This window comes from Nitrincola schmidtii, from assembly GCF_008973715.1.
Lineage (GTDB): Bacteria > Pseudomonadota > Gammaproteobacteria > Pseudomonadales > Balneatricaceae > Nitrincola > Nitrincola schmidtii.
This window is the reverse complement of record NZ_WBOL01000012.1, coordinates 92,537-115,173: the sequence shown is the minus strand read 5'-3', so window position 1 is coordinate 115,173 and position 22,637 is coordinate 92,537. Positions and strand designations below refer to the sequence as shown.

General features: G+C 43.1%; 20 protein-coding genes. 8 read left to right on the top strand and 12 right to left on the bottom strand.

Annotation, left to right across the window (positions count from 1 at the left end):
* The first annotated feature begins 115 nt into the window (after positions 1 to 115).
* A complete protein-coding gene (locus F7R24_RS11615; protein WP_151671422.1) occupies positions 116 to 667 on the top strand; it encodes a glycosyltransferase family protein in 552 nt (183 codons plus the stop codon).
* A 5-nt stretch (positions 668 to 672) separates the two neighbouring features.
* On the opposite strand, the gene F7R24_RS11610 is transcribed toward F7R24_RS11615, so the two are convergent.
* Positions 673 to 1,695, bottom strand: coding sequence for a glycosyltransferase (locus tag F7R24_RS11610; protein ID WP_151671421.1), 1,023 nt, complete (start codon positions 1,693 to 1,695; stop codon positions 673 to 675).
* A 46-nt stretch (positions 1,696 to 1,741) separates the two neighbouring features.
* Complete coding sequence (locus F7R24_RS11605) at positions 1,742 to 2,443, bottom strand: glycosyltransferase (protein ID WP_151671420.1); 702 nt, start codon at positions 2,441 to 2,443, stop codon at positions 1,742 to 1,744.
* Between the two features lie 46 nt (positions 2,444 to 2,489).
* Here F7R24_RS11605 and F7R24_RS11600 point away from each other — a divergent pair, with 46 nt between their 5' ends.
* Complete coding sequence (locus F7R24_RS11600; RefSeq protein ID WP_151671419.1) at positions 2,490 to 3,260, top strand: 6-hydroxymethylpterin diphosphokinase MptE-like protein; 771 nt, start codon at positions 2,490 to 2,492, stop codon at positions 3,258 to 3,260.
* A gap of 18 nt (positions 3,261 to 3,278) precedes the next feature.
* Here the strand turns inward: F7R24_RS11600 and F7R24_RS11595 are convergent, their stop codons facing one another.
* Genes F7R24_RS11595 through F7R24_RS11580 form a run of 4 tightly spaced genes read right to left on the bottom strand, consistent with a single transcriptional unit; the run spans position 3,279 to position 7,807 of the window.
* The gene (locus tag F7R24_RS11595; RefSeq protein ID WP_168926823.1) at positions 3,279 to 4,508 is read right to left on the bottom strand and encodes an O-antigen ligase family protein; all 1,230 of its coding nucleotides are present in this window, start codon (positions 4,506 to 4,508) and stop codon (positions 3,279 to 3,281) included.
* 19 nt (positions 4,509 to 4,527) lie between these two features.
* A complete protein-coding gene (locus F7R24_RS11590) occupies positions 4,528 to 5,628 on the bottom strand; it encodes a glycosyltransferase family 4 protein (RefSeq protein ID WP_151671417.1) in 1,101 nt (366 codons plus the stop codon).
* Positions 5,625 to 6,908 carry a Vi polysaccharide biosynthesis UDP-N-acetylglucosamine C-6 dehydrogenase TviB gene (tviB, locus tag F7R24_RS11585; RefSeq protein ID WP_151671416.1) on the bottom strand — a complete coding sequence of 428 codons (1,284 nt, stop codon included), beginning with the start codon at positions 6,906 to 6,908 and terminating at the stop codon, positions 5,625 to 5,627. Before tviB ends, F7R24_RS11590 begins: the two co-directional genes overlap by 4 nt.
* Entirely contained in the window at positions 6,905 to 7,807 is a 903-nt protein-coding gene (locus F7R24_RS11580; protein WP_151671415.1) for a mitochondrial fission ELM1 family protein, read from the bottom strand. Before F7R24_RS11580 ends, tviB begins: the two co-directional genes overlap by 4 nt.
* A 192-nt stretch (positions 7,808 to 7,999) precedes the next feature.
* On the opposite strand from F7R24_RS11580, the gene F7R24_RS11575 reads away from it, so the two are divergent.
* The gene (locus tag F7R24_RS11575) at positions 8,000 to 8,998 is read left to right on the top strand and encodes a branched-chain amino acid aminotransferase (RefSeq protein WP_151671414.1); all 999 of its coding nucleotides are present in this window, start codon (positions 8,000 to 8,002) and stop codon (positions 8,996 to 8,998) included.
* A gap of 91 nt (positions 8,999 to 9,089) precedes the next feature.
* Here the strand turns inward: F7R24_RS11575 and glnE are convergent, their stop codons facing one another.
* Positions 9,090 to 11,987: a bifunctional [glutamate--ammonia ligase]-adenylyl-L-tyrosine phosphorylase/[glutamate--ammonia-ligase] adenylyltransferase gene (gene glnE / locus F7R24_RS11570; protein WP_151671413.1), complete on the bottom strand. Its 2,898-nt coding sequence runs from the start codon at positions 11,985 to 11,987 to the stop codon at positions 9,090 to 9,092.
* Between the two features lie 219 nt (positions 11,988 to 12,206).
* On the opposite strand from glnE, the gene F7R24_RS11565 reads away from it, so the two are divergent.
* The 3 genes from F7R24_RS11565 to argA are packed head-to-tail and all read left to right on the top strand — an operon-like array spanning position 12,207 to position 15,538.
* The gene (locus tag F7R24_RS11565) at positions 12,207 to 12,887 is read left to right on the top strand and encodes a TIGR00153 family protein (protein ID WP_151671412.1); all 681 of its coding nucleotides are present in this window, start codon (positions 12,207 to 12,209) and stop codon (positions 12,885 to 12,887) included.
* Between the two features lie 21 nt (positions 12,888 to 12,908).
* Positions 12,909 to 14,174 (top strand): inorganic phosphate transporter, encoded by a 1,266-nt coding sequence (locus tag F7R24_RS11560; protein WP_151671411.1) that lies wholly within the window; start codon positions 12,909 to 12,911, stop codon positions 14,172 to 14,174.
* A 20-nt stretch (positions 14,175 to 14,194) separates the two neighbouring features.
* Positions 14,195 to 15,538, top strand: a complete 1,344-nt coding sequence (gene argA, locus F7R24_RS11555; protein WP_151671410.1) for an amino-acid N-acetyltransferase — start codon at positions 14,195 to 14,197, stop codon at positions 15,536 to 15,538.
* Between the two features lie 10 nt (positions 15,539 to 15,548).
* On the opposite strand, the gene F7R24_RS11550 is transcribed toward argA, so the two are convergent.
* The 4 genes from F7R24_RS11550 to F7R24_RS11535 all read right to left on the bottom strand — a co-directional run bounded on the left by F7R24_RS11550 (position 15,549) and on the right by F7R24_RS11535 (position 18,264).
* Positions 15,549 to 16,922, bottom strand: a complete 1,374-nt coding sequence (locus F7R24_RS11550; RefSeq protein WP_151671409.1) for an ATP-binding protein — start codon at positions 16,920 to 16,922, stop codon at positions 15,549 to 15,551.
* A complete protein-coding gene (locus F7R24_RS11545; RefSeq protein WP_151671408.1) occupies positions 16,919 to 17,602 on the bottom strand; it encodes a response regulator transcription factor in 684 nt (227 codons plus the stop codon). The genes F7R24_RS11550 and F7R24_RS11545 overlap by 4 nt, the downstream gene beginning before the upstream one ends.
* 33 nt (positions 17,603 to 17,635) lie before the next feature.
* Positions 17,636 to 17,905, bottom strand: coding sequence for a PepSY domain-containing protein (locus tag F7R24_RS11540; RefSeq protein WP_168926822.1), 270 nt, complete (start codon positions 17,903 to 17,905; stop codon positions 17,636 to 17,638).
* A 107-nt stretch (positions 17,906 to 18,012) separates the two neighbouring features.
* Positions 18,013 to 18,264: a hypothetical protein gene (locus tag F7R24_RS11535; RefSeq protein WP_151671406.1), complete on the bottom strand. Its 252-nt coding sequence runs from the start codon at positions 18,262 to 18,264 to the stop codon at positions 18,013 to 18,015.
* 163 nt (positions 18,265 to 18,427) lie between these two features.
* Between F7R24_RS11535 and ilvD the strand changes: the two genes are divergently transcribed.
* On the top strand, positions 18,428 to 20,263 hold the full coding sequence (gene ilvD, locus F7R24_RS11530; RefSeq protein WP_151671405.1) for a dihydroxy-acid dehydratase: 1,836 nt from the start codon (positions 18,428 to 18,430) through the stop codon (positions 20,261 to 20,263).
* A gap of 71 nt (positions 20,264 to 20,334) precedes the next feature.
* Here ilvD and F7R24_RS11525 read toward each other — a convergent pair whose 3' ends face one another.
* A complete protein-coding gene (locus tag F7R24_RS11525; protein ID WP_240776096.1) occupies positions 20,335 to 21,567 on the bottom strand; it encodes an EAL and HDOD domain-containing protein in 1,233 nt (410 codons plus the stop codon).
* 150 nt (positions 21,568 to 21,717) lie between these two features.
* On the opposite strand from F7R24_RS11525, the gene prmB reads away from it, so the two are divergent.
* Positions 21,718 to 22,635 carry a 50S ribosomal protein L3 N(5)-glutamine methyltransferase gene (gene prmB / locus F7R24_RS11520; RefSeq protein WP_151671404.1) on the top strand — a complete coding sequence of 306 codons (918 nt, stop codon included), beginning with the start codon at positions 21,718 to 21,720 and terminating at the stop codon, positions 22,633 to 22,635.
* Positions 22,636 to 22,637 lie beyond the last annotated feature (2 nt).

The following is a 22,637-nucleotide window of genomic DNA, read 5'->3' as shown; positions in this document are numbered from 1 at the left end:
AAATAATCTGTTGCCAGGTGTGTTGCTTGGTTTGGTTGCTCATACCGACCTCCATCGATTAAAAGTGATGGAGGTAGTTTGAAGCGATTAATTCTTAAATTGTAGGTGCTGTTTTATGGGCGCATACAATTTAGACGCTGACGAAAGAGTAACAGTTGAACTTAAGGACGAAATATTAGCGCTCTTCAAAAAGCCGGAGCAATTAGCCGATGGTTATCACATTGCTATTCATGACATCATTTACCTAAGTAACAAACTTAACCCTAAGACTCCTTACAAGCCCATACGTCTCTATAAAAAGTCAAAGGGACGATATAGCGAAAGCCCTGTTCATGACCGTGTTATTATGCAGGACGATGCTATTACGGATAAACTGAATGGAAAAATTGCCCATGCATCTATAAGAGATTTTTCTCATAGAGTAGAAAAGATGAATGCCTATTCATCTGCTCAAGTAGAAGACATGATTAACCAAGGCAGAAAGCCTTCCAAGGTCAGAATTGTATTAGAGTTTTGGTTATCGTTTTTGAAGCGCTATTTCTTAAAAGGCTACTGGAGACAAGGGTTAATTGGTTACATCTACGCGATGAATTATGCATATAGTCGATTTTTAAGACAGATAAAATATTACGAAACTACATACAAACAAAAAAAGAAAATTAAGTAGTTTTTTTAAAATCTGTCAAGAATATTACTCAAATCAGATAAACGATATTCAAATAAATATTTATGAGCTCTTGCATAAGCAGATCTTCGTATTTTTGGCCATGATTTTACATCTAGAAGAGCTTTTTCAATCGTATCGGCAAGGCTACTAGGGGAACAAGGTTCAGTTAACCAACCATCAACTTCATTTGTTATTTGACTGGCTGGCCCTGGTACATTGGTTGCAATAGTTGGACATCCGTATGCAGCAGCTTCTAAAACTACTATTCCAAATGTTTCACTTCTTGAGGGTACAACAATTAAATCAATTGAATTTATCCAATCTTGAACATCATCAACCCACCCAGAGAAAAAAACCCTTTCAGAAATTTCTAGTTTTCTAGCTAAACTTTCTATTTTAACTTTATCAGCACCACTACCAGCTATGTGCAATTCAATAGAGAACCTATCTTTTATTAAAGATATTGCCTCTAATAGATCCTGCAACCCTTTTTCTTTACTCAACCTTCCTATAAACCCAATTTTAAATGTTCCAACGGTGTTAGGTGGATTATAAGATCTTAATTCAGGTATATCTTTTATTACATTAGGAAGAACTGATATTGAATAGAAATCAAGACCATTTTCTATACAATTTAATTTCATGTCATCCGTGAGTACCACAATATGATCCGCACCTCTTACTCGATGAATTTTATTACTGTGCAAAAAGCTAATTAATGGAATATTGAGCCCTAATCTTGATTTATCAAGAACATAAGTGGCTCTTGAATTGTGACTTATAATCAAATCAGGATTAATTTTTTTCAATAGTTTTCTATATTTCAAAATGGAGAATAAATTATAATATCCTGCATTATTGAAATCGTTAATTATGAAATCTGTTTCAAGTTTTTTTAGGTAAGGGGCATCTAGGGGTACTAATATTTCAACATCATGACCAAGACTAAAAAGCATATCATTTAGATTAATAAATGCTTGTTCTAGCCCACCTAAGCGATTTGAATATAAGCAATGTAAAATTTTCATTAAAAAATCAATCTTCAATAAGCAAATAATAAATTATTGTAAGCAGCTATTTTAGCTGCTTACAATAAACAACTTTCTCCTTAACCACTCTCCATTCATCAGAATAAGGAACATTACTATATTCATTAAAATATGGACCCCCTATAGTCCAGTGTACATTCTTGACATCTTCAGGTGGATTTTCATACTCACCGACTAACCAATTCCAACGAATATCTAAGTCTCCAATATCATTATCATCCAGCCATTTAAACCTATGAAGAACAAGACCTGTTTGACTATTTACAAAATTAGGATCTACAATTTTATTTTTTGGATGCGAACAGTTCCACAGTACAACTGAGGACCAATTTTTTCTTGGGTAGGAGTACTGAACAGTTCCTAGATATTTGATTTCATTCTTTGGAACATAATCATGCTTTACAACATATACTGCTTTGCCTGGTTGTCTATTTATCACCTCAAGCAACTCGCTTACGTCAGCTCTAAGCATCATATCGCAGTCAAAAAAAACTGAATATCCTTGGTATCCACTCAAGTATGGCACTAGAAATCGAGTGAACGAAAACTCATTTGACTGCTTCCCATCTCTTTCACGATTATAAATGCCCTTTAAATTCCGTGTATTAACAGGTATGATAGCAATTGGGATGGAACTATTGTCAATTATAGATTGCACCATGGTATGCCAAGCAACATTCTCCACAGGGTCGTATCCTATAAAGACTCTTAATATAGTATCATTCATATCTCACCTCAAAAAATAACATTAATTAATTATAACATGGAACAATATGATTAGAAAATTTTTAAGAAAGATCAAATGGAAAACCAACAAAGCACTAAATCTATTAGTCTTTAGAAACCAAATTATAAAAATTAGATCTTTAAAAGATACAGCAAAAAACAAGTCTATTTTTCTTGTAGGAAATGCACCCTCGTTGAAGCATTTGGATCTCAGCTTATTGATTAATAATGAAGTAGATTTCGCAACTGTTAATTGTGGGTTTAGAATATTTCCAAACAGCAAACCTAACTATCACTTTGTTGCCGATAGAGAAAGATTCTCTAATTTCCAGGATGAAATTTTATCTTGCAATGCCGAAATAATATTTCTTAGAAACAACTTTCCAAATATAGACAAAACCTACGTAGATAATAGAGTATTTCATATACCGTATACAAACGGTGGATTAAAGAAAAGAGGCTATCATTATGACATCAGCACTGGAATAGGCAATGATTCAAGTGTTCTTTTGTTTGCAGCACAAACATTAATTTATTTGGGGTATAGAAACATTATCATTATTGGGTGTGACTTGTCATACGACCCCAAACAAAAATATGCATATAAGATGTCTCAAGATGACCTGGAACATGAACAAAATAAAATCACACAAATGAAACGCCTAGATATGATGAATGGAAATGAAGAATTTAAAATTCTTCAAAATCATGCTAAGAGGTATGGAGTGAAATTTTATAATGCCGGACACGAGGGAAACCTTACATCCTTAGAAAGAATTAACATTCTACATGCGTATAAACTCTGTAAAAATCAGTAAGACTTTATCAGCGATAAATCATGTTTTTACAAAACACCTAGCTCGCAAACAAACAACCATGATAATAAATGTCATCATGGTTCTGTTTTGACTAAATGGAACATTAGTAAACGACCCTATAATATAAATTAACAAAACTACTATAAGCAAACTTGATTTTCTATCTAGAGAAACACCCTTAACAGCAAAATAAAATATTAAAATATAAAGAATTAAACCTATCAACCCAAACTTTGCCATGTGATCAATAAATGAATTATGAAAATGTGAATATCTAATCATGATATTACTAAAGTACCCTTTTTCTTCAAGAAAACTCTCTAGCGCCAAACTTAGTGTCTGACGGTTTTCACCATGTCCGAAAACAGGTCTCTCTTTAAACAAATATATACCTGCATCCCACATTTGCAAACGTTGGCCAAAAGAACTACTAAGATCACCCTTCTTTATAAGCTCAACTTCAGAATATGTATTCTCAAATCTCTTCTCTACCATATCATTATTAAACACACCCATTCCTAAAATTGATAAAAATACCAACATTAAAAATAAATAAGCTCGCCAACTAAATATATTCGTATAAAAAAAACCTTTGTTAAGATATAGGAAATACAAAAACAAAAGAACATACACAAAGTAAAGATTTCTCGTACCACTATAAAATGACATAATTATAAAAACAAATGATGCCAATATAAAAAAATACCTCATGTAATTATTAAAAACACTTGCGCCGCACATTGCTATAGCTGCATACAAACACATTATTGTGCCAAATGAAATTGGATTATGCCCCAAGCCAACACGTCCACTGTAATCTAAACCGTACACTTGATACATTACAAAAAAAGAGGCAATAGCTCCACCTATAAGAGCACCGAAATAAATGAACTTTTCATATAAACCATATTGTCGTATCATTAAGTAATAGAGTGCCCCAGCAATAAATTTTAAATACTTTTCTACACCACTATTTAATTGCATCTCCAATATATATATGTGTGATGCATGATATAACCCAAACAATAACCACGACACAAAGAAAAAATAATCATATTTCGTTAACTCTTTAAAATTAATAGTTGGCAACGCAATAATTGTAACCAATAGAATTAATGATGTTATTGAACTTACAGAACCTACAATCAAAAGTATCAAATACAAAAAAACCAATACGCTATTTATAAGCCTAACAAGTTCATGAAATTCAATTGAAATACCATTTATTCTTTTAGCAAGCTTATACATTAACATCTTCCAATATTGTTCATCCCAAGTAAATTTGAATCGTTCTTTCTATCATTGACCCAAGCAGCATTTTTTTATCAACTTTAGCATTAGTTTTTTTAGATAACGCATTTTTTGTAAATTTTACTAAATTATTTTTTTCCATGGAATTAACAAGACCCTCAGGAAACAACTCACCCAATATCTCCCCCACTCCCCCATGATCATATCCCACCACAGGCGTTCCAATACTTATGGCTTCAAGCACTGTTCTTCCGAAAGACTCTGGCTTTTTAGACAGTGACAACACAACATCAGAGATCGCATAAATTTCCCGCATATCACTTCGGTTACCGGTAAAGGTAATATCATTTTCTAAGCCTAGGGCTTTAACACGGACATACAGTTCCTGTGCATAAGCTTGTCGCTTGGGGTCTTCGCCACCCACAATCAAACCATGAACGGCTAAGTTTTGTTCCTTAAGTGAGTTAATCAAATCGATAAAGTCATGATGCCCTTTTAGTCGAGTCAATCGTCCCGGCAGTGTGAGGATTTTTTTACCCTCGAGCTGCGGGTATGTCTGCTTCCATTCTGTCATCCAAGTGACGGAAGGCAGGTATCCATGTGGAAACTCGGCTGGATCAATACCTCGATGAATAACGGTAACCTTATTCATATCGATTTTCGGATAGTTGTCGCGAATATAGCCCCAAACCGTATTGGATACCGCAATAACGCGTTCACCCTTACACATAATTTCACTGTAAGGTGAAACCGAGTAGAGTCCGTGCACGGTGGTAATAAATCGTGGTCGAGTATTTTCTGGCATTCCTCGCCAAGCTAGCCAAGCGACCCAAGCAGGCATACGAGATCTGACATGTAAAATGTCGGGCTTTTCATGTGCTAACCACCTCCTAAATGCCCAAACATGTCGCAAGGTAAATAGCGACTTTTTGCCCAAATCCCAAGTTATGTGTTGGCTACCTTCCATCTCTAATTGCTTGACCATACGACCACCCGCCGAGATCACCAAGGAGGTGTGACCGGCATCCACCAAGCCTTTTGCCACTTCAAGAGTACCACGCTCAACCCCACCGCCATTAAGATCGGGAAGTAATTGCACGACCTTGAGGGTTTTCATAACCGCATGTCCACCTGATCTGCGGGTAATACATATTTGATGTCATAGAGTAAATGAGGATCTTTACCCCAAGCATGAATGACATCCGCTCCCAAGGATTTAAACTCATCATGGGCGACCGCTAGCAAAATGGCATCATAGGTTCCGTCTTCGGGGTATTGAATAGGTGTGATCTGGTATTCAGCTTGCGCTTCTTCAACGGAAGCCCATGGATCATAAACATCTATATTTGCACCATAGCCAGAAAGCGTATGCAGAATATCGGTGATGCGAGTGTTTCTAAGATCGGGACAGTTTTCTTTAAACGTGAAACCCATAATCAAAATGCGACTACCTGATACATGGATACGCTTTCGTAACATCCCTTTAACTAGCTCATCTGCAACATAAGCGCCCATATTGCTATTGATCCGCCGCCCAGAAAGTATCACATCTGGAATATAACCGGCAGCTTGTGCTTTATAGGTTAGGTAATAGGGATCAATACCTATACAGTGTCCGCCAACTAAACCTGGCCTAAAGGGCATAAAGTTCCACTTAGTACCCGCTGCCTCTAACACTTCTTCTGTATCGATACCTAATTTATTAAAGATAATGGCGAGTTCATTAACGAGTGCGATATTCAAATCACGCTGAGTATTTTCGATTACCTTTGCCGCTTCTGCGACACGGATACTACTGGCTTTGTGAGTACCGGCAATAATGATTTCACCATAAAGAGCATCCACTAAGTCCGCAATCTCAGGCGTTGAACCTGAGGTTACTTTTTTGATGGTTGTCACTCGGTGCACTTTGTCACCAGGGTTAATTCGCTCTGGACTATAGCCTGCAAAAAAGTCTTTGTTGTATTTCAGTCCAGACACCTGTTCAATAACAGGAATACAATCTTCCTCTGTCGCACCTGGATAAACCGTAGATTCATAAATCACAATATCGCCAATACTAACGACCTTCCCCAGAGTCTCGGATGCTTTTATCAACGGCGTTAAATCTGGTTGTTTTTGTCCATTTATTGGCGTCGGAACCGTAACTATATAAACATTACACTGCTGCAATGCTTCAATATCACTCGTAAAGCTAAGATGAGCAGCGGACTTCAGTTCTTCTGAGGACACTTCTAAGGTTGAATCTTCTGCCTTCTTTAACTCTTCTATACGAGATTGATTAATATCAAACCCTACCACAGAGCGATACTTACCAAACTCTACAGCAAGCGGTAAACCAACATACCCTAATCCAATAATACCCAATCGGATCTGATCTAATGTTAATTGGCTCATAGCCATCCTCGTTTTAAAATTTCTTCTGCACACCGATCCGCTTCATTGAATACACCGGACTTACTCAGTTGCAGTTTTTGAGTCCACTGGGAATAGAGGGTAATTGTACCTTCTTCAGCCAAACCTTGTATCCCTCGCGTTAGTCTATTGGATTGGCGCTCTTGCACGTCTAAAACGCCGACGGCGCACCCTGCTGTTAAGGCTTCATAAACCATTGAGACACTATCGGCAGTCACCCAAGCATATTCGGTCGTTGCCAGTTGCGCTGCTAACCAACCTTGAGGTGTTTTCGTATGAGGGACAAAGGTTACATTTTGAAGAGCGTAAAGTCTGTTTAGTGTTGAATCAGGGGTGCGCCGCGATGTAGTGATTAACCAATCTTGTTGATCTTTAGTAAGAATATCATTCAATTGATCGAATAAACTTTGTTCATCCCAATGGTGGTGCTTGGAAGGTCCACCAATAAGGATAATGCCGGTATTGGGCTTTTTACTATCAGGACGCATAGGATTTAAAGCGCCTCGAGTTGCAATAATATTCCGTGCAGATGTGGGTTGATCATGTGCTGGTATCAGACATAGATCAAACCAACTGGGAGGAAAACTTGGTTTCATCAAAACCAGCGTTTTGACTTTTAAGCGCCAACCGAGTGTCAGTGCAGTGAAATGGGTCGAGTGCCCTGCACAGACAATCATACTGGGTGGTGCTTGAGTGTGTAGAGTTGAAATTTCATCTGGCAGCGCGAAGCCCATTGCCAACAACATATTCTGATGAGGTGTAAATGGCGCTATGGTTTCAACCTGCAAACTGGGACGCAATCGTTGCAAAGCATCACAAAGTCCTAACGACTGATTGAAATGCCCCTGTTTTCCATCACTAATAATCCAGACTACACTCACTGCTCACACTACTCTATACCGAGATAATCCTTAATCATACCAGCCGATCGAGTAAAGCCACAGTCTCCACTTAAATTTGCACTAGCAAGGTGCCAGACAATTCCCTTTAGGGGTCGGTATGATTACAATCGATGATTCTTTATAGGGTGTAACCCAAAAATTCATCTGTTCTAGCTTCTTGAGGATATATTCATGGCTGCTGCATTCGGTACCGTTTTCATGCCTGAAATGGCGATCACTTGGTTTGATGGTGCAAACTGGAGTGTGCCGGAGATGGTCAGCAGCGATAGCCTCACGCTTCACCCTGGCGCTCATGTTTTACATTACTCCAGTACCTGTTTTGAAGGCTTAAAAGCATTTCGCCATGAAGATGGTTCAGTGAACATTTTCCGTATGGATCGAAATATTGCTCGTCTTTCACAAAGTTCTGACCTACTAGGTTTACCTCATCTGAATGCTGATGTCGTTGCACAGATGATTAAAGATACCGTGGCTCGCTTTGCAGACGAAGTGCCAGCACCTCCGGGATCACTGTATATTCGCCCGACTCACATTGGTACTGAACCCGCTATCGGTAAAGCAGCCGTACCTTCTGATAAGTCATGCTTTTATGTGCTTGTATCACCCGTAGGCGATTACTTTGCCGGTGGTGATAAGGCGCTTCGATTGTTGCTGGAAGACCAAGGGATGCGCTGTGCTCCTCATATGGGCATGATTAAAAGTGGCGGTAACTACGCCAGCGCTTTACAACCGATCATGAAAGCTCGTCAAAGCGTTCAGGCTGATCAAGTACTCTTCTGCCCAGGTGGTGACGTGCAGGAAACGGGCGCGGCTAACTTTTTGCTGATTGATGGTAATGAGATTATTACTAAAGCGCTGGATCAAAGCTTCCTGCACGGCGTTACCCGTGACTCTATCCTGACCCTAGCTCGCGATATGGGAATGGATGTTCAAGAGCGTGAGTTAACCGTTGCTGAGTTGCTTGAACGTGCAGCAAAACCTGGTTGCGAAGCTGCGCTATCAGGTACAGCAGCAGTTCTAGCACCCGTAGGCACTCTCATTTATCAAGGGAAGGAATATGCTGTGGGTCATGGTGGCGTTGGTGAGACGACGCGTAAGTTGCGCAAAGCTCTTAACGATATTCAATGGGGTCAAGCTGAAGACACACACGGCTGGTTAACTCGCGTATAACGCTTGAACGAAGGCAGAGTAACCAACTCTGCCTTCATTCCCTACCTTCCTATCCTTTTAAAAACTCGGCTCTAGAAGCTGAATAAGCCCATCAGCTTTGCATCACCTTTTGCCATATCTCTACTACCTGCTCTCGGTGCTGGTTTAACACAGCATCCGCTACCACACTATTCGATTGTTCTTGTAGTGCCTGACGATGACCGACTGAGCGAAGCACACGATAAGCCTCTCGTAAGGTTTCAGCGTCTACCGCGGTCAGCAGTTGATGTGCTTCAATCGCATCCAAAATTCTGATGTTATCAGTATAAGTAACCAGATCTGAAAACTGCCATGCATGGTTTAACACTAAAAACTGCGCCATAAACTCAATATCAACGATGCCTCCTCGATCTTGCTTAAGATCAAATTGATCCGCAGATGAATTTGCTAAATGAGCTCTCATCTTTTCTCTCATCGAACAGACCTCATCAAGCAGGGTTGTGGAGTCGCGCTGCTGCATTAAAATAGCCGCTCTTGTTTGCTCAAAACGCTTCGCTAGCGCTGGGCTACCGGCGACAACTCTCGCTCTAACCAATGCTTGATGTTCCCATGTCCAAGCCTCATTACGCTGATATTTTTCAAACGCATTTAAACTGGAAACCAATAAGCCAGAATTGCCTGACGGCCTTAAGCGCATATCGATCTCATACAACTGACCGGATGTCGTAAAGGTGTTCAACAGGTGAATCATCTTTTGCCCAAGACGGTTAAAGAACACCGGATTCGGTACGGATTTTTCACCGTCGGTATTCAAATCAGGATCACCATCATGAATAAATACAAGGTCTAAATCAGAGCCGTAAGACAACTCTATACCGCCCATTTTACCGTAACCCACGACGATAAAATCAGGGTCACATGGCTCGTCAGCGGTTCGCATCGGCACTCCATGCTTATCGACCAAACTCTTCCAAGCACTTTGCAAAACGGCTTCGAGCAACGTTTCTGCCAACCAGGTTAAGTAATCACTCACTTTCATCAACGGCAACGCGCCGGTTATATCGGAGGCCGCTACTCGTAACACATGCGCATGACGGAAATATCGCAGAGTTTCCATTAACTGCTCTACATCATCCTCGGGTACACGCAATAGTTGCTGCGTTAATTCAGCTTGTAGGCGGGTTTTATCGGGCGGCGTAAAGAGTGTTCGAGGATCGATCAACTCATCGAGTAATACCGGCTGTTTCGCTAACAAAGCCGCAAACCAGGCACTTGCTGAGCAGAGGTTGACTAACTGCTGCATTGCACCTGGATTTTCAGCTAACAGCACCAAGTAAGCGGAGCGACGTAAAACCGATTGAATTAGCTGAAGCACTCGCTCTAGCGTCACTTCAGAGTTATCACAACGTCCAACCACTTCTAACAAGGGTGGCAATACATTTAATAAGCGTGTTTTAGCCACCTGTTGCAACATCTGCATCGCTTTGGAATGTAATAAACCTTGCAGATGCTTTAATCCCAGCTCAGGTTCAGCAAAGCCTTTTCCCAACAGAAAAGCGAGCGCTTCTTGTTCATCCAACTCTTCAGCTAACAGACTCAGCCATTGCGCTTCATCAGCAACATCGATTGCTTCCTCATCTTCATCTGCAGGTGCGATAACATCGGCAAAGTGACGCGAAACCGCTTGGCGGTGCAGGCTTAATTGCTCAGAAAAACGCTCCCAGTTATCAAAGCCCATGGCTAACGCGATGCGCGCCTGCCCGATAGGGTCTTGAGGTAGCTCTTGTGTTTGTTCGTCAGCGATTGCCTGGATAGCATGCTCGGCATTGCGCAGAAAAATATAAGCATCGGTCAACTCATTCACCGCCACTTGCGGCATACCGACGTAGTCAGGCAATAAGGGTAATATTCGCAGCAATTCGCGTTGCTGTAGATCGCGATCTCGTCCACCACGAATCAACTGAAAGGCCTGGGCAATAAATTCCACTTCACGAATACCACCTGAGCCTAACTTTACGTTCTGTTCTAAGCCTTTTCGACGAACTTCTCGATTAATCATCTGCTTCATATCACGCAGTGATTCAAACGCGCTAAAGTCGATATACTTGCGATAAACAAAAGGACGAAGCTGTCTTATCAACTCTTCCCCTGCCTCAAGATCACCGGCAACCACTCGCGCCTTGATCATGGCATAACGCTCCCAATCACGGCCTTGCTCTTGGTAATAGTTCTCCATGGCCGCAAAGCTAATTGCTAAGGGACCGGCCGAACCAAAGGGCCTGAGTCGCATATCCACTCGAAAGACGAACCCTTCCACTGTGTGATTATCGAGTGCTTGAATCAATTTCTGCCCTAAGCGAATGAAGAAGTCTTGGTTTTCAAGCGGGTTAGATGGATGATCCGTTTCACCTGATGACGGAAAGCAAAACATTAAATCGATATCGGATGACAGGTTTAACTCATTCGCGCCCAGTTTACCCATACCCAAAACGACCAGACGCTGAGGAACAGGTTCCGCTCCCGTCGTGAATGACATCGGTACCCCCCATCGTTTGCAGGCACGCTGGTAAAGCCAATCCAAGGTTCTATCAATACAGGCATCTGCAAGGCGAGATAGATCTTGGGTGGTTTCACGCATATCAGATCGACGTGTTAAGTCGCGCCAAATAATTCTGACCATCTCATAATGACGAAAACGTCTTAACTGCTGATGCAGGAGATTTTCGTCATTGACGGCCTCTAATAGCGCATTTAATCGATCGACATAGGTTGTTGCTGTATAGCTGCTCAACAGATCTTGCTGATCAACCAGTCGTTCTAACCACTCAGGTCGACGGATTAATTGTTCTGCCACAAAGTCGCTTACTGCCAGAACGCGACATAACTCCTCACGCAAATCATCTGTTAACTGAGATAACTCAACTAGCTTGGGTTGGAGTGCGTCTAATGATTTATCAACAACTGGCTGAAGCAATGAAGGCAAGTACTCAAGTAAACGACTTTCGGACATATCTCATCTCTCGCAGTAAAGGCAGGACAGTGTTTAGCATAACAGAGATTCTCAAACTGAAGCACTCTTGAGCTTGATCAAGTAGATGACACTTAATTGACATATTTATGACAGTTTTACTACATAAACTCAGTTATGACCCCTATAATTCATAAGACTTTAACAGGTCTCCTAACTTATTTTTGGTTAGGCTTTCAAACCAACACAGGCCAGTCGCTGATGGTGAGTAATAACCCGATCCTGAAAATGTTTGCACGCTCTCCTTTTAAACCTATGCAAGAGCACTTTACGAAATCGCAACAAGCAGCAGTCGCACTCAAGCCTTTTTTACAAGCGGTATTGAACAATGATTGGCAAACAGCCAAAACCATTCAACATTGTATCGCTGTGATTGAAGGCGAAGCTGACGAAATGAAGCGGGATATTCGTCAGAACCTCCCCGGTAATCTTTTTCTGCCCGTACCGCGGGGTGACCTGCTAGACCTACTCAGAGTACAGGATAAAGTCGCCAATCGAGCTAAGGACATTTCGGGCATGATGCTCGGTCGACAAATGCAAATTCCGCAAGCGATTCAAGCCGAACTAGTTGATTTTTTAGACACCTCTATTCAGACAACCGCACAAGCCGTCATTGCCCTTAATGAATTGGATGAACTCCTTGCTGCTGGTTTCAGAGGTCATGAAGTAAAAATTGCCGAAAAATTAATTGATGAATTGGACCGGCTTGAACACGTCAATGATGAACATGAGCGCGCCCTCCGTAACTCTCTGTTTTCGATCGAACGAGACATCTATCCGGTCGATGTGATCTTTTTGTATCGAATCATTGATGATATTGGTGATCTTGCCAATTACGCACAGCATGTTGGCAGCCGTTTACAGCTGCTGCTCGCACGATAACGATAAAATACGCGAGACGTTATGGACGTATTAGCTCAGCACGGTACTATTTTAATCATTTTAGCCTGTATCTTTGCCTTCTTTATGGCCTGGGGTGTTGGAGCGAATGATGTTGCCAACGCCATGGGTACCTCAGTTGGCTCTAAAGCCATTACCTTGAAGCAAGCGATTGTCATTGCGATTATTTTCGAGTTTGCAGGTGCTTATTTAGCCGGCGGGGCCGTAACCTCTACCATAAGAAGTGGCATTACTGATGCTGGACTCTTGGCAGATTCACCGGATCTGCTGGTGTTTGGCATGATGTCCGCTCTTTTAGCTGCGGGTATTTGGTTATTGATCGCCACCTACTTTGGCTGGCCAGTTTCTACGACGCATTCCATTATCGGTGCGATTGTCGGCTTTGCTGCCGTTGGTATCTCGGTGGATGCTGTTCAATGGAGCAAAATCTGGACTATCGTTGCCAGCTGGGTGATATCACCCGTTACCGCTGGATTTATCTCATTCTGGTTGTTTCGCAGCGTGCAGTTTTTTATTTTCAGCACCGATGATCCTTTGGCTAACGCTAAGCGAGTTGTACCCTTCTACATCTTTTTAGTTGGCTTTATTATCGCCATGGTGACCTTTACCAAAGGTCTTACCCACATCGGTCTGGATATGACCTTTGCTCAAAGCAGTTTGGCCTCTGCAGGGATTGGCGTTATCGCCATGCTGATTGGCATTCACATGATCAAAAAATTGCACTTTAAACAGTCTGATGACAAGAGTTTCCATTTCACCAATGTAGAAAAGATTTTTGGTATTTTGATGCTATTTACCGCCTGCGCCATGGCCTTTGCCCATGGTTCAAATGATGTCGCTAATGCGGTGGGACCCTTAGCAGCGGTGGTTAGCGTAGTGCAATCCGGTGGTGAAGTGGCTGCCCGCTCAGTGATGCCTGCGTGGATTTTACTATTAGGCGGTATCGGCATTGTGGCCGGGTTGGTAATGTATGGACATAAAGTGATTGCGACTGTCGGTCAAAATATTACAGAGTTGACACCTAGCCGAGGTTTTGCGGCAACGCTAGCGGCTGCCGCTACCGTGGTGGTGGCTTCTGGAACGGGGTTACCCATTTCCACGACACACACCTTGGTCGGCGCAGTATTGGGAGTTGGTCTTGCGCGAGGCATGGCAGCACTGAATTTACGCATTATTGGCACCATTTTTATCTCTTGGATTGTCACTTTACCGGCTGGAGCCTTCCTCTCTATCATAATCTTCTTTATCCTAAGCGCCATATTCCTCTAAATTAAAGGACAGGTTCTTCAGTGAGTAAGCAAGATAACGACCAGTACATTGACTGGTTTAGACATTCATCACCCTACATCAATGCGCATAGAGGCAAGACCTTTGTGTTGATGCTGGGTGGTGAAGCCTTAGCTGATCCCAACCTGACTCATATCGTTCATGATGTCGCCTTGCTTAGCAGTCTCGGTGTGCGCTTGGTGATCGTCTTTGGCACCCGCCCACAGATTGAAGAACGCTTGCAAAAACGGGGCATTCCAACACGACTGCATCATCATCAACGTATCACTGATGCGGCAACGCTTGAGTGCGCTATTGAAGCGGCGGGAGTCTTAAGAACACTACTGGAATCACAGTTTTCTATGGGACTTTCCAATACGCCAATGCATGGTGCGCGAATCCGCGTGTGTAGTGGAAATTTTGTCACGGCTCGTCCAGCAGGTGTCGTTGATGGTGTTGATCTGGGTCACACCGGTGAACTGCGCCGTGTAGATCACCAAGCGATTCGTCGCCAACTGGATATGAACAATATCGTTTTGATTTCCAATCTTGGCTTTTCACCCACTGGCGAGGTGTTTAACCTCTCTTCGGAAGAGGTAGCTACACAGACAGCCATCTCACTGAGTGCGGATAAACTGATTCTATTTGGAAGCGAAGGCGGTATTACCGACAGTCATGGAGATTTACGCAGTGAGCTGCTTGCTGCAACGGCGCGTCGCTGGGTGACACAGTACCTAGCTGGCATTGAAAACCCTGCTGAGGCTCATACAGAGACTGCTCGATTACTACAAGCCGCAGCAGATGCCTGTGAAGAGGGAGTTCCGCGCTGTCATCTGATCAGTTATCAACGTGATGGTGCCCTGATTGCCGAACTATTAACTCGTGACGGCTCCGGCACGATGATTGTGCGCGAATCTTATGAGCAGATACGTACAGCAGAGATTGATGATGTCGGTGGTATTTTAGAGCTGATTGCTCCGTTAGAAGAAAAAGGGATACTCGTTCGTCGTTCACGCGAGCGCTTGGAAATGGAAATAGAACGCTTTACCATAATTGAACGTGACGGTGCCATTATTGGCTGCGCCGCTCTCTATCCTTTCCATGAAGAACAGGTCGGTGAGCTCGCCTGTGTCGCAATCGATCATCATTATCGCGGTGGTGAGCGTGGAGATCGCCTGCTGGCTGCCTTAGAAGATCGCGCTAAAACCCTCGATCTATCAAAGCTGTTTGTATTGACGACACGCACCGCTCACTGGTTTATCGAGCGTGGCTTTAAAGAAGCTTCATTGGATGAGTTACCGGGTGAAAAGAAAGCCTTGTACAACTTTCAACGTAACTCTAAGGTCTTTTTCAAACCCTTGGGTTAATGAACAAATATCAATCTAAGCTAGGCGTAGGCAACATCATTCTAAATCTAGCTCCCTGCAAAGTCGGGGAGCTATCCACCTCTAACGCACCACCATAGCTACTTAAAATATCGACAACAACGGCTAAACCTATCCCCTGACCCGAGGTAGAGGTATCGATACGCTTGCCTCTTTCTAAAATAACTTTGGCTTGATTGGGCATCACACCTTGACCATCATCCTCGACAAATAACAATATTCCATTGCCCGTTGGACAGGAGCTAACTCTGACAATTTTCTCGCCATACTTACAGGCGTTTTCCATTAAATTACCGACTAACTCCATTAAATCACGCTCATCTCCATAAAAAAGCGCATCTTCAGCTACGTCATTTTCTATTTGTAAGCTTTTTTCGGTATAAACCTTGGTCAGCACACCCGCTAAGCGTTGAACAATCGGCCGAACATTGACCGGCTTGGCGGCCAAGCCACCTTTACTCTTCACTGCACGCGAAAGTTGATACTGTACAATTTGATTCATCCGCTGAGTTTGGTCTTCTACTAAACGGCGATAGGCTTCTGGTGACAGATTTTCATTACTAGCGCCATGAATAACCGCCAAAGGCGTTTTCAGGCTATGCGCCAAATCAGCAAGGGTATTGCGATAGCGTTCACGCTGCTGACGCTCAGTTAAGATCAGTTGATTCAAGTTATCCGTCACTGGCTGCACTTCTTTCGGATAGCGCCCCGTTAAGCGATCCGCTTCACCTTTCTCAATCAATCTTAAATCACCCGCCAAACGATTGAGTGGGCGCAAGCCCCAGCGAAGAATAATGTACTGCATACTCAAGGCTAAAATTAACACCCCCAATAATGATCCCCATAAGCGGGTACTGAAGGCACGCATCTGTTCTTTCAAGCGCTCATCAGTGCGCAACACCGAAATATTAAATAATCGTTCTTCAGATGCGGCTAGCCAAATAACAGGATACTGTAATAGATAAAGCCCATCGCTTTTTAGATAGCGAAAAATAACCTGGCCTGGTTCCGGAATGCTTTGGCCGGTCATATCAAATAAGCTGGCAGGCAAGATAGCGGCAGATTCTGACTGCCAAAGCAGTTCGCGCTGATCATTGCTAATAAAGGCATACACACCCGACCCCGGCTGCGTTAACGCAGGTTCAGGTAGCATATTGGGAATGGTTAGCCCTTTATCATCCAGTTCTGCTAAACCCAATAAAAGATACACTTGAAGCTGAGCTTGAGAGCGCTCAGAAGAGACTAAACTGTCGTAATGAGCACGCTGGAGAATGACAACAGCAATCACCAAAATAAACGGTAAAATAACCAGAGAGGCGAAAAATAGTCTCGATTTAAGCGACTTAGGCAGATAACGACGTATCAAGAGGACGCTAGCTCCGGATTAAATCGGTAGCCCAAACCTCTCACAGTCAAAATAGGTTGTAAGGTTTGCTCAGGATCGAGCTTTTGCCGTAAGCGGCGAATAAAGACTTCCAACACATTACTGTCTCGATCGAAGTCTTGATGGTACAGATGTTCGGTTAACTCAGCTTTAGAGATAGTTTTACCCGCATTCATCATCAGGTATTCGACAGTACGGTACTCGTAACTAGTCAGACGAACCTCATCACCATTCAGCTGTACGACTCGGCTAACCGTATCTAATGTCAGCGGACCAAAACTTAGCTTAGGCTTGGAGTGACCCGCAGCTCTGCGCACCAAAGCGTTGAGTCTTGCGGTTAACTCTTCAGGTTGAAAAGGTTTAACCAAATAATCATCTGCACCACTTTCTAACCCTTCGACCTTATCCTGCCAATGGCCTCTGGCGGTCAAAATCAATACCGGAAAATCCCGTTGCGCTTCACGCCAACCTCGAATCACTTCTAATCCTGAAAGCTCTGGCAAACCCAAGTCAACGATAGCGATATCAAACTCATACTCTTTACCCAGAAACAGGGCATCTTTCCCTGTTTCACACTCTTCTACGGTATAGCCTTTATCACTCAACTGAGTGAAAAGCTGACGCCTTAGATCTTGATCATCTTCAACTATGAGTGCTTTCATACCACCAATCCAAAATTATTTCGGTCATCGATATTAAGGGTTAAGAATAGTGCCATCTTCAGGATCAACCATTACATCGCGAACACGTCCTTCGTTAACAACACGAATAACAAAAACTTTCTTATCCTCAACGTCAGTCTCTTCAGCCTTTACCACTTGACCACCATAAGCTTGTTGAGCAATTTCAGTTGCCTGCTTCACACTGGTAACAGGCTCAGCTAACACTGTTACTGCGACCAAGAACAAAGCTATCAACAGATACTTATACACTGGCCCTAAAACATGTTTTTGCCCTACGGACATTAGGGTTCCTCCGGCTGCATTAATTTGACACCTCACCATTATTCAAACAGGTTAACCTAACTGAAATGAACTGATGATTAACAGAGAAAATCTACTGTTGATAAGCATCAATCTTTTGATGACTGTTGTCGTTTAACCTCACGGATGGAAAGAATGACAAAGCGAACGTTGTAAACCAATCCAATGACAACGGCTAGAGCAGCCGACAATATAAAGACAATTCCTAAGGTGGGCGATCCAGCATATTGTCCAATCCATAAACTCGCCACAGCGAGGATACTTAAAGGTATACCTGTAAACATGCAAAAACGCAGTAGCTTGTCTCGACGTATAGACTTCTTGTCGATTTTTATTGTCATAAATACTCAGTCCAAAGCTAATAAATAAAGAGCAGCATAAGTGGATGTCAGGTTTTGTTCAACCCTATTAAAACCCTGTGACTGACACCTGACAGGAATCTGATATACTCGCTCTACGCTTATAAAGACCCTGTCAACCTGCATAGATTTTAAGGAAAAGCCAATGCCTGAGTACCGCTCCAGAACCTCTACCGCTGGTCGCAATATGGCGGGAGCCCGCGCCCTTTGGCGTGCTACCGGCATGAAAGATGAAGACTTTCACAAACCTATTATTGCCATCGCCAACTCTTTTACCCAATTCGTTCCCGGCCATGTTCACCTCAAAGACATGGGACAATTGGTTGCACGTGAAGTTGAGAAGGCAGGCGGTGTCGCCAAAGAATTCAACACCATTGCTGTAGACGATGGGATCGCCATGGGCCATGACGGTATGCTCTATTCACTCCCGTCTCGTGACATTATCGCTGACTCCGTAGAATACATGGTCAATGCACACTGTGCTGATGCGCTGATCTGTATTTCTAATTGTGACAAAATTACCCCGGGAATGTTGATGGCCGCGATGCGCCTCAATATTCCTGTAATTTTCGTCTCTGGTGGCCCAATGGAAGCAGGTAAAACCAAGCTTTCTGAGCACAAGCTGGATCTGGTTGATGCCATGGTTATTGCCGCAGACGATAGCGCCTCTGACGAGATGGTCGCAGAGTATGAACGTTCTGCCTGCCCTACCTGTGGTTCATGTTCTGGTATGTTTACTGCTAACTCGATGAACTGTTTAACCGAAGCTTTAGGGCTTTCACTGCCAGGTAACGGAACAACCCTAGCCACTCATAGCGATCGTCGTCGCTTATTTGAAGAGGCAGGCCACAGAATTGTTGCGTTGGCTAAGCGCTACTATGAAGGTGATGACGAGTCAGTATTGCCGCGCAATATTGCTAACTACAAAGCCTTCGAGAACGCCATGTCTTTAGACATCGCCATGGGTGGTTCAACCAATACCATTCTGCATCTGCTGGCCATTGCGCTAGAAGGTGAACTTGAATTTACCCTTACCGATATTGATCGCTTATCACGCGTGGTTCCGCAACTGTGTAAAGTAGCACCCAACACACCTAAATATCATATTGAAGATGTCCATCGTGCTGGTGGTATTTATGCCATTTTGGGCGAGTTAGATCGTGCTGGAAAACTGCATACCGACATCCCGACAGTTCACAGCAACACCCTAGCGGAAGCGCTAGATCAGTGGGATATCATGCGTAACCCAACACCCGAAGTGATGGAATTCTACAAAGCAGGTCCTGCGGGCATTCCCACACAAACAGCCTTTAGTCAGTCCACACGCTGGCCAACACTGGATGGCGATCGTCAAAACGGCTGTATTCGCAATCTTGAAAACGCTTTCTCTCTGGAAGGGGGACTTGCGGTTCTTTTTGGCAATATTGCTGAAGATGGCTGTGTCGTCAAAACGGCTGGGGTTGACGATTCCAACCTTCTGTTTGAAGGTCCCGCTCATATCACTGAATCTCAAGACCAAGCGGTTGAGCATATCTTGAATGATAAAGTAAAAGCGGGTGATGTGATGATCGTTCGTTATGAAGGACCTAAAGGGGGTCCAGGTATGCAAGAGATGCTTTACCCCACCTCTTATCTAAAATCCAAAGGACTGGGTAAAGCCTGCGCGTTGCTCACCGATGGTCGTTTCTCTGGAGGTACATCCGGGCTATCTATTGGACACGTTTCACCAGAAGCGGCTTCTGGCGGTGCAATAGGTTTAGTCAGAAATGGCGATTCTATCTGTATCGACATTCCTAACCGCAGCATCAATGTGCTGATCTCTGATGAAGAATTGGCAAAACGTCGTGCAGAACAAGACGCATCAGGCTGGAAACCCGCCATGGACAGACCTCGTAAAGTCTCTGCGGCGCTAAAAGCCTATGCTAAACTGGTGACTTCAGCAGATAAAGGCGCAGTTCGCGATCTGACTCTACTAGATTAAGCTACACACTAAAAAGGGGCTACCTGTCTGGTTAGCCCCTTTAATGTTGTTAATACTTAACGACGAATTTCTTACTGCATTACATCCAGCACTTGTTCAGCCCACTTTAAACTATGACGATAAGAGACTTCGTAAAACTGTGACGGCAGTAGCTTTTTCAATTCACGGAATTCGCCACGCTCATAGACTTCAACCTCACTGAGAAGCAAGCCAGGCTGGCCTTGATGATGAGTTAGCGCATCTTTAACGGACTGCTGTAACGGCACTTCACTTAACAGATCTTCCATTTTCATATCCATCATCACATCCAATTGCGATAACAGCCCCACGATGAAGCACTCCATGGGATCATTGTAATCGAGCATCTCAGCTAGCAACTCACACATTCGGCCACGCACCAGCATGGTTCGAGTTAACTCGGTTGGTTTGCCATTGTCACTTTTCGCTAGAAATAGCATAACCCAGCGGCGAACCTGATCCATACCCAATAGGGCAATGGCGTGAGATAGTGAGTTAATCTCGCGACGCAAATTCACGGCGGCAGAGTTGACGACGCGTAAAATTTTATACGTCAACTCAGGATCTTTCAGTGCCATTTGCTCGACGGATTGAGCCGTAGCGTTAGGATTTTGTAGTTCATGTAAGACTTGCATCAACAAGATCTTATTACCCGATATCTTCTTACCACGTACCAAGTCTGGCTTACTCAAAAAGTAACCCATATAAAGCGCAAAACCCATTTCAAGACAGCGTCGAAACTCATCTTGAGTTTCAACCTTATCTGCCATCAATTCTAGGTTAAATGGCTTAAGCTTTTGCACTAACGAAGGAATACGATCTAAGCCTATCAGCTGAATGTCTAACTTCAACACATGGATAACTTTCAGCAGTGGATGAAGCCTTGTGTCTGATGGATCAAAGCCTGCCAAAGCCAAACGATAACCTTGTGAAGCAAGCTCCTTTAAACGTTCAATCAAACGTGGTGTAACTTCCGTGTGAGACAACAATTCCAGAACAAACATATGCCTAGGAAAATCAGGTAACTGATCGTCTAAAATAACCTTATCAGTCAGCTTAATAAAAAAAGGAACGGGGGATTGCGACGCCTTACTATGAGAACTATAGGAGTTAACTAACACTGACAGGGTAGCATCGTCATCCTTTAAACCGCTCACAAAGTTGCCATCTTCATCCCTAAATAACAATTCGTAAGCGGCCACATCCTGGCTTTTAGTATAGATAGCTTGACGCGCCATCAGCACTGGCAAGCCTAGATCCTGATCTTCCATCTTTTTTTCGCTCACAAAGCTAACTCCATTATTATGCTGGAAGTGGTGTTAATCATCTGTAGCATATACAAAAAACCTACTTTATGTCACTAGCCATTACTACACTGAGTATTTAACATGGGTTAAACTCAACATGACCTAACAGTAGTCAGAGTAACACACTAGATGAACTTTCAAACCGACAACCCCGCTAATGAATTACACACCTTGCGCGATTACATTCGCTGGGCGATGACGTGCTTTAAACAGGCCAATTTATTTTACGGGCACGGAACCGATAATCCATGGGATGAAGCTGTTCATTTAGTTCTGAACGCTGTCCATCTGCCTTGGGATGCTAGTCATCACGTATTAGATGCACGCCTTACAACTCAAGAAAAACAGCGTATTTTAACCTTTATTCGCCGCCGAACTGAAGAACGTATACCACTGCCCTATATCACTGGCGAAGCTTGGTATATGGGCATTCCTTTTTATGTCGATCAGCGAGTCCTCATTCCCAGATCACCTATCGCGGAATTAACCGAGCAACTTTTTTCACCTTGGTTAAGACCGGGCCCTGTCGATCATATCCTCGATTTGTGTACCGGTAGTGGTTGTATAGGCATCGCTTGTGCCTATCAGTTCCCTGAGTCGCAGGTAGATCTAGTCGATATATCAACCGATGCGCTTAAAGTTGCTCAGAAAAATATTGAACGCCACGAACTGACTCATCGTGTTCATGCGATTGAAAGTGATCTCTTCGCTGGATTAAGTGGCAAACGTTATGACCTGATTGTCAGCAATCCTCCTTATGTTGATTTAGCTGACTTTAACTCGATGCCTTCAGAATACCAGCACGAACCTAAATTAGCCCTGACATCAGGCAGTGATGGCCTAGATATTACCCGCAAAATTTTGCGTGAAGCCAGTCAATACCTCGCAGAAGATGGTTTACTGGTCGTCGAAGTTGGTAATAGCGAACAACATATTATTGATCAGTTTCCTCAAATACCCTTTACTTGGGCTGAATTTGAAAAAGGTGGAAATGGTGTGTTCCTGTTAACTGCTGAAGAATTAGCCCAATATGCCAGATATTTTTAGTG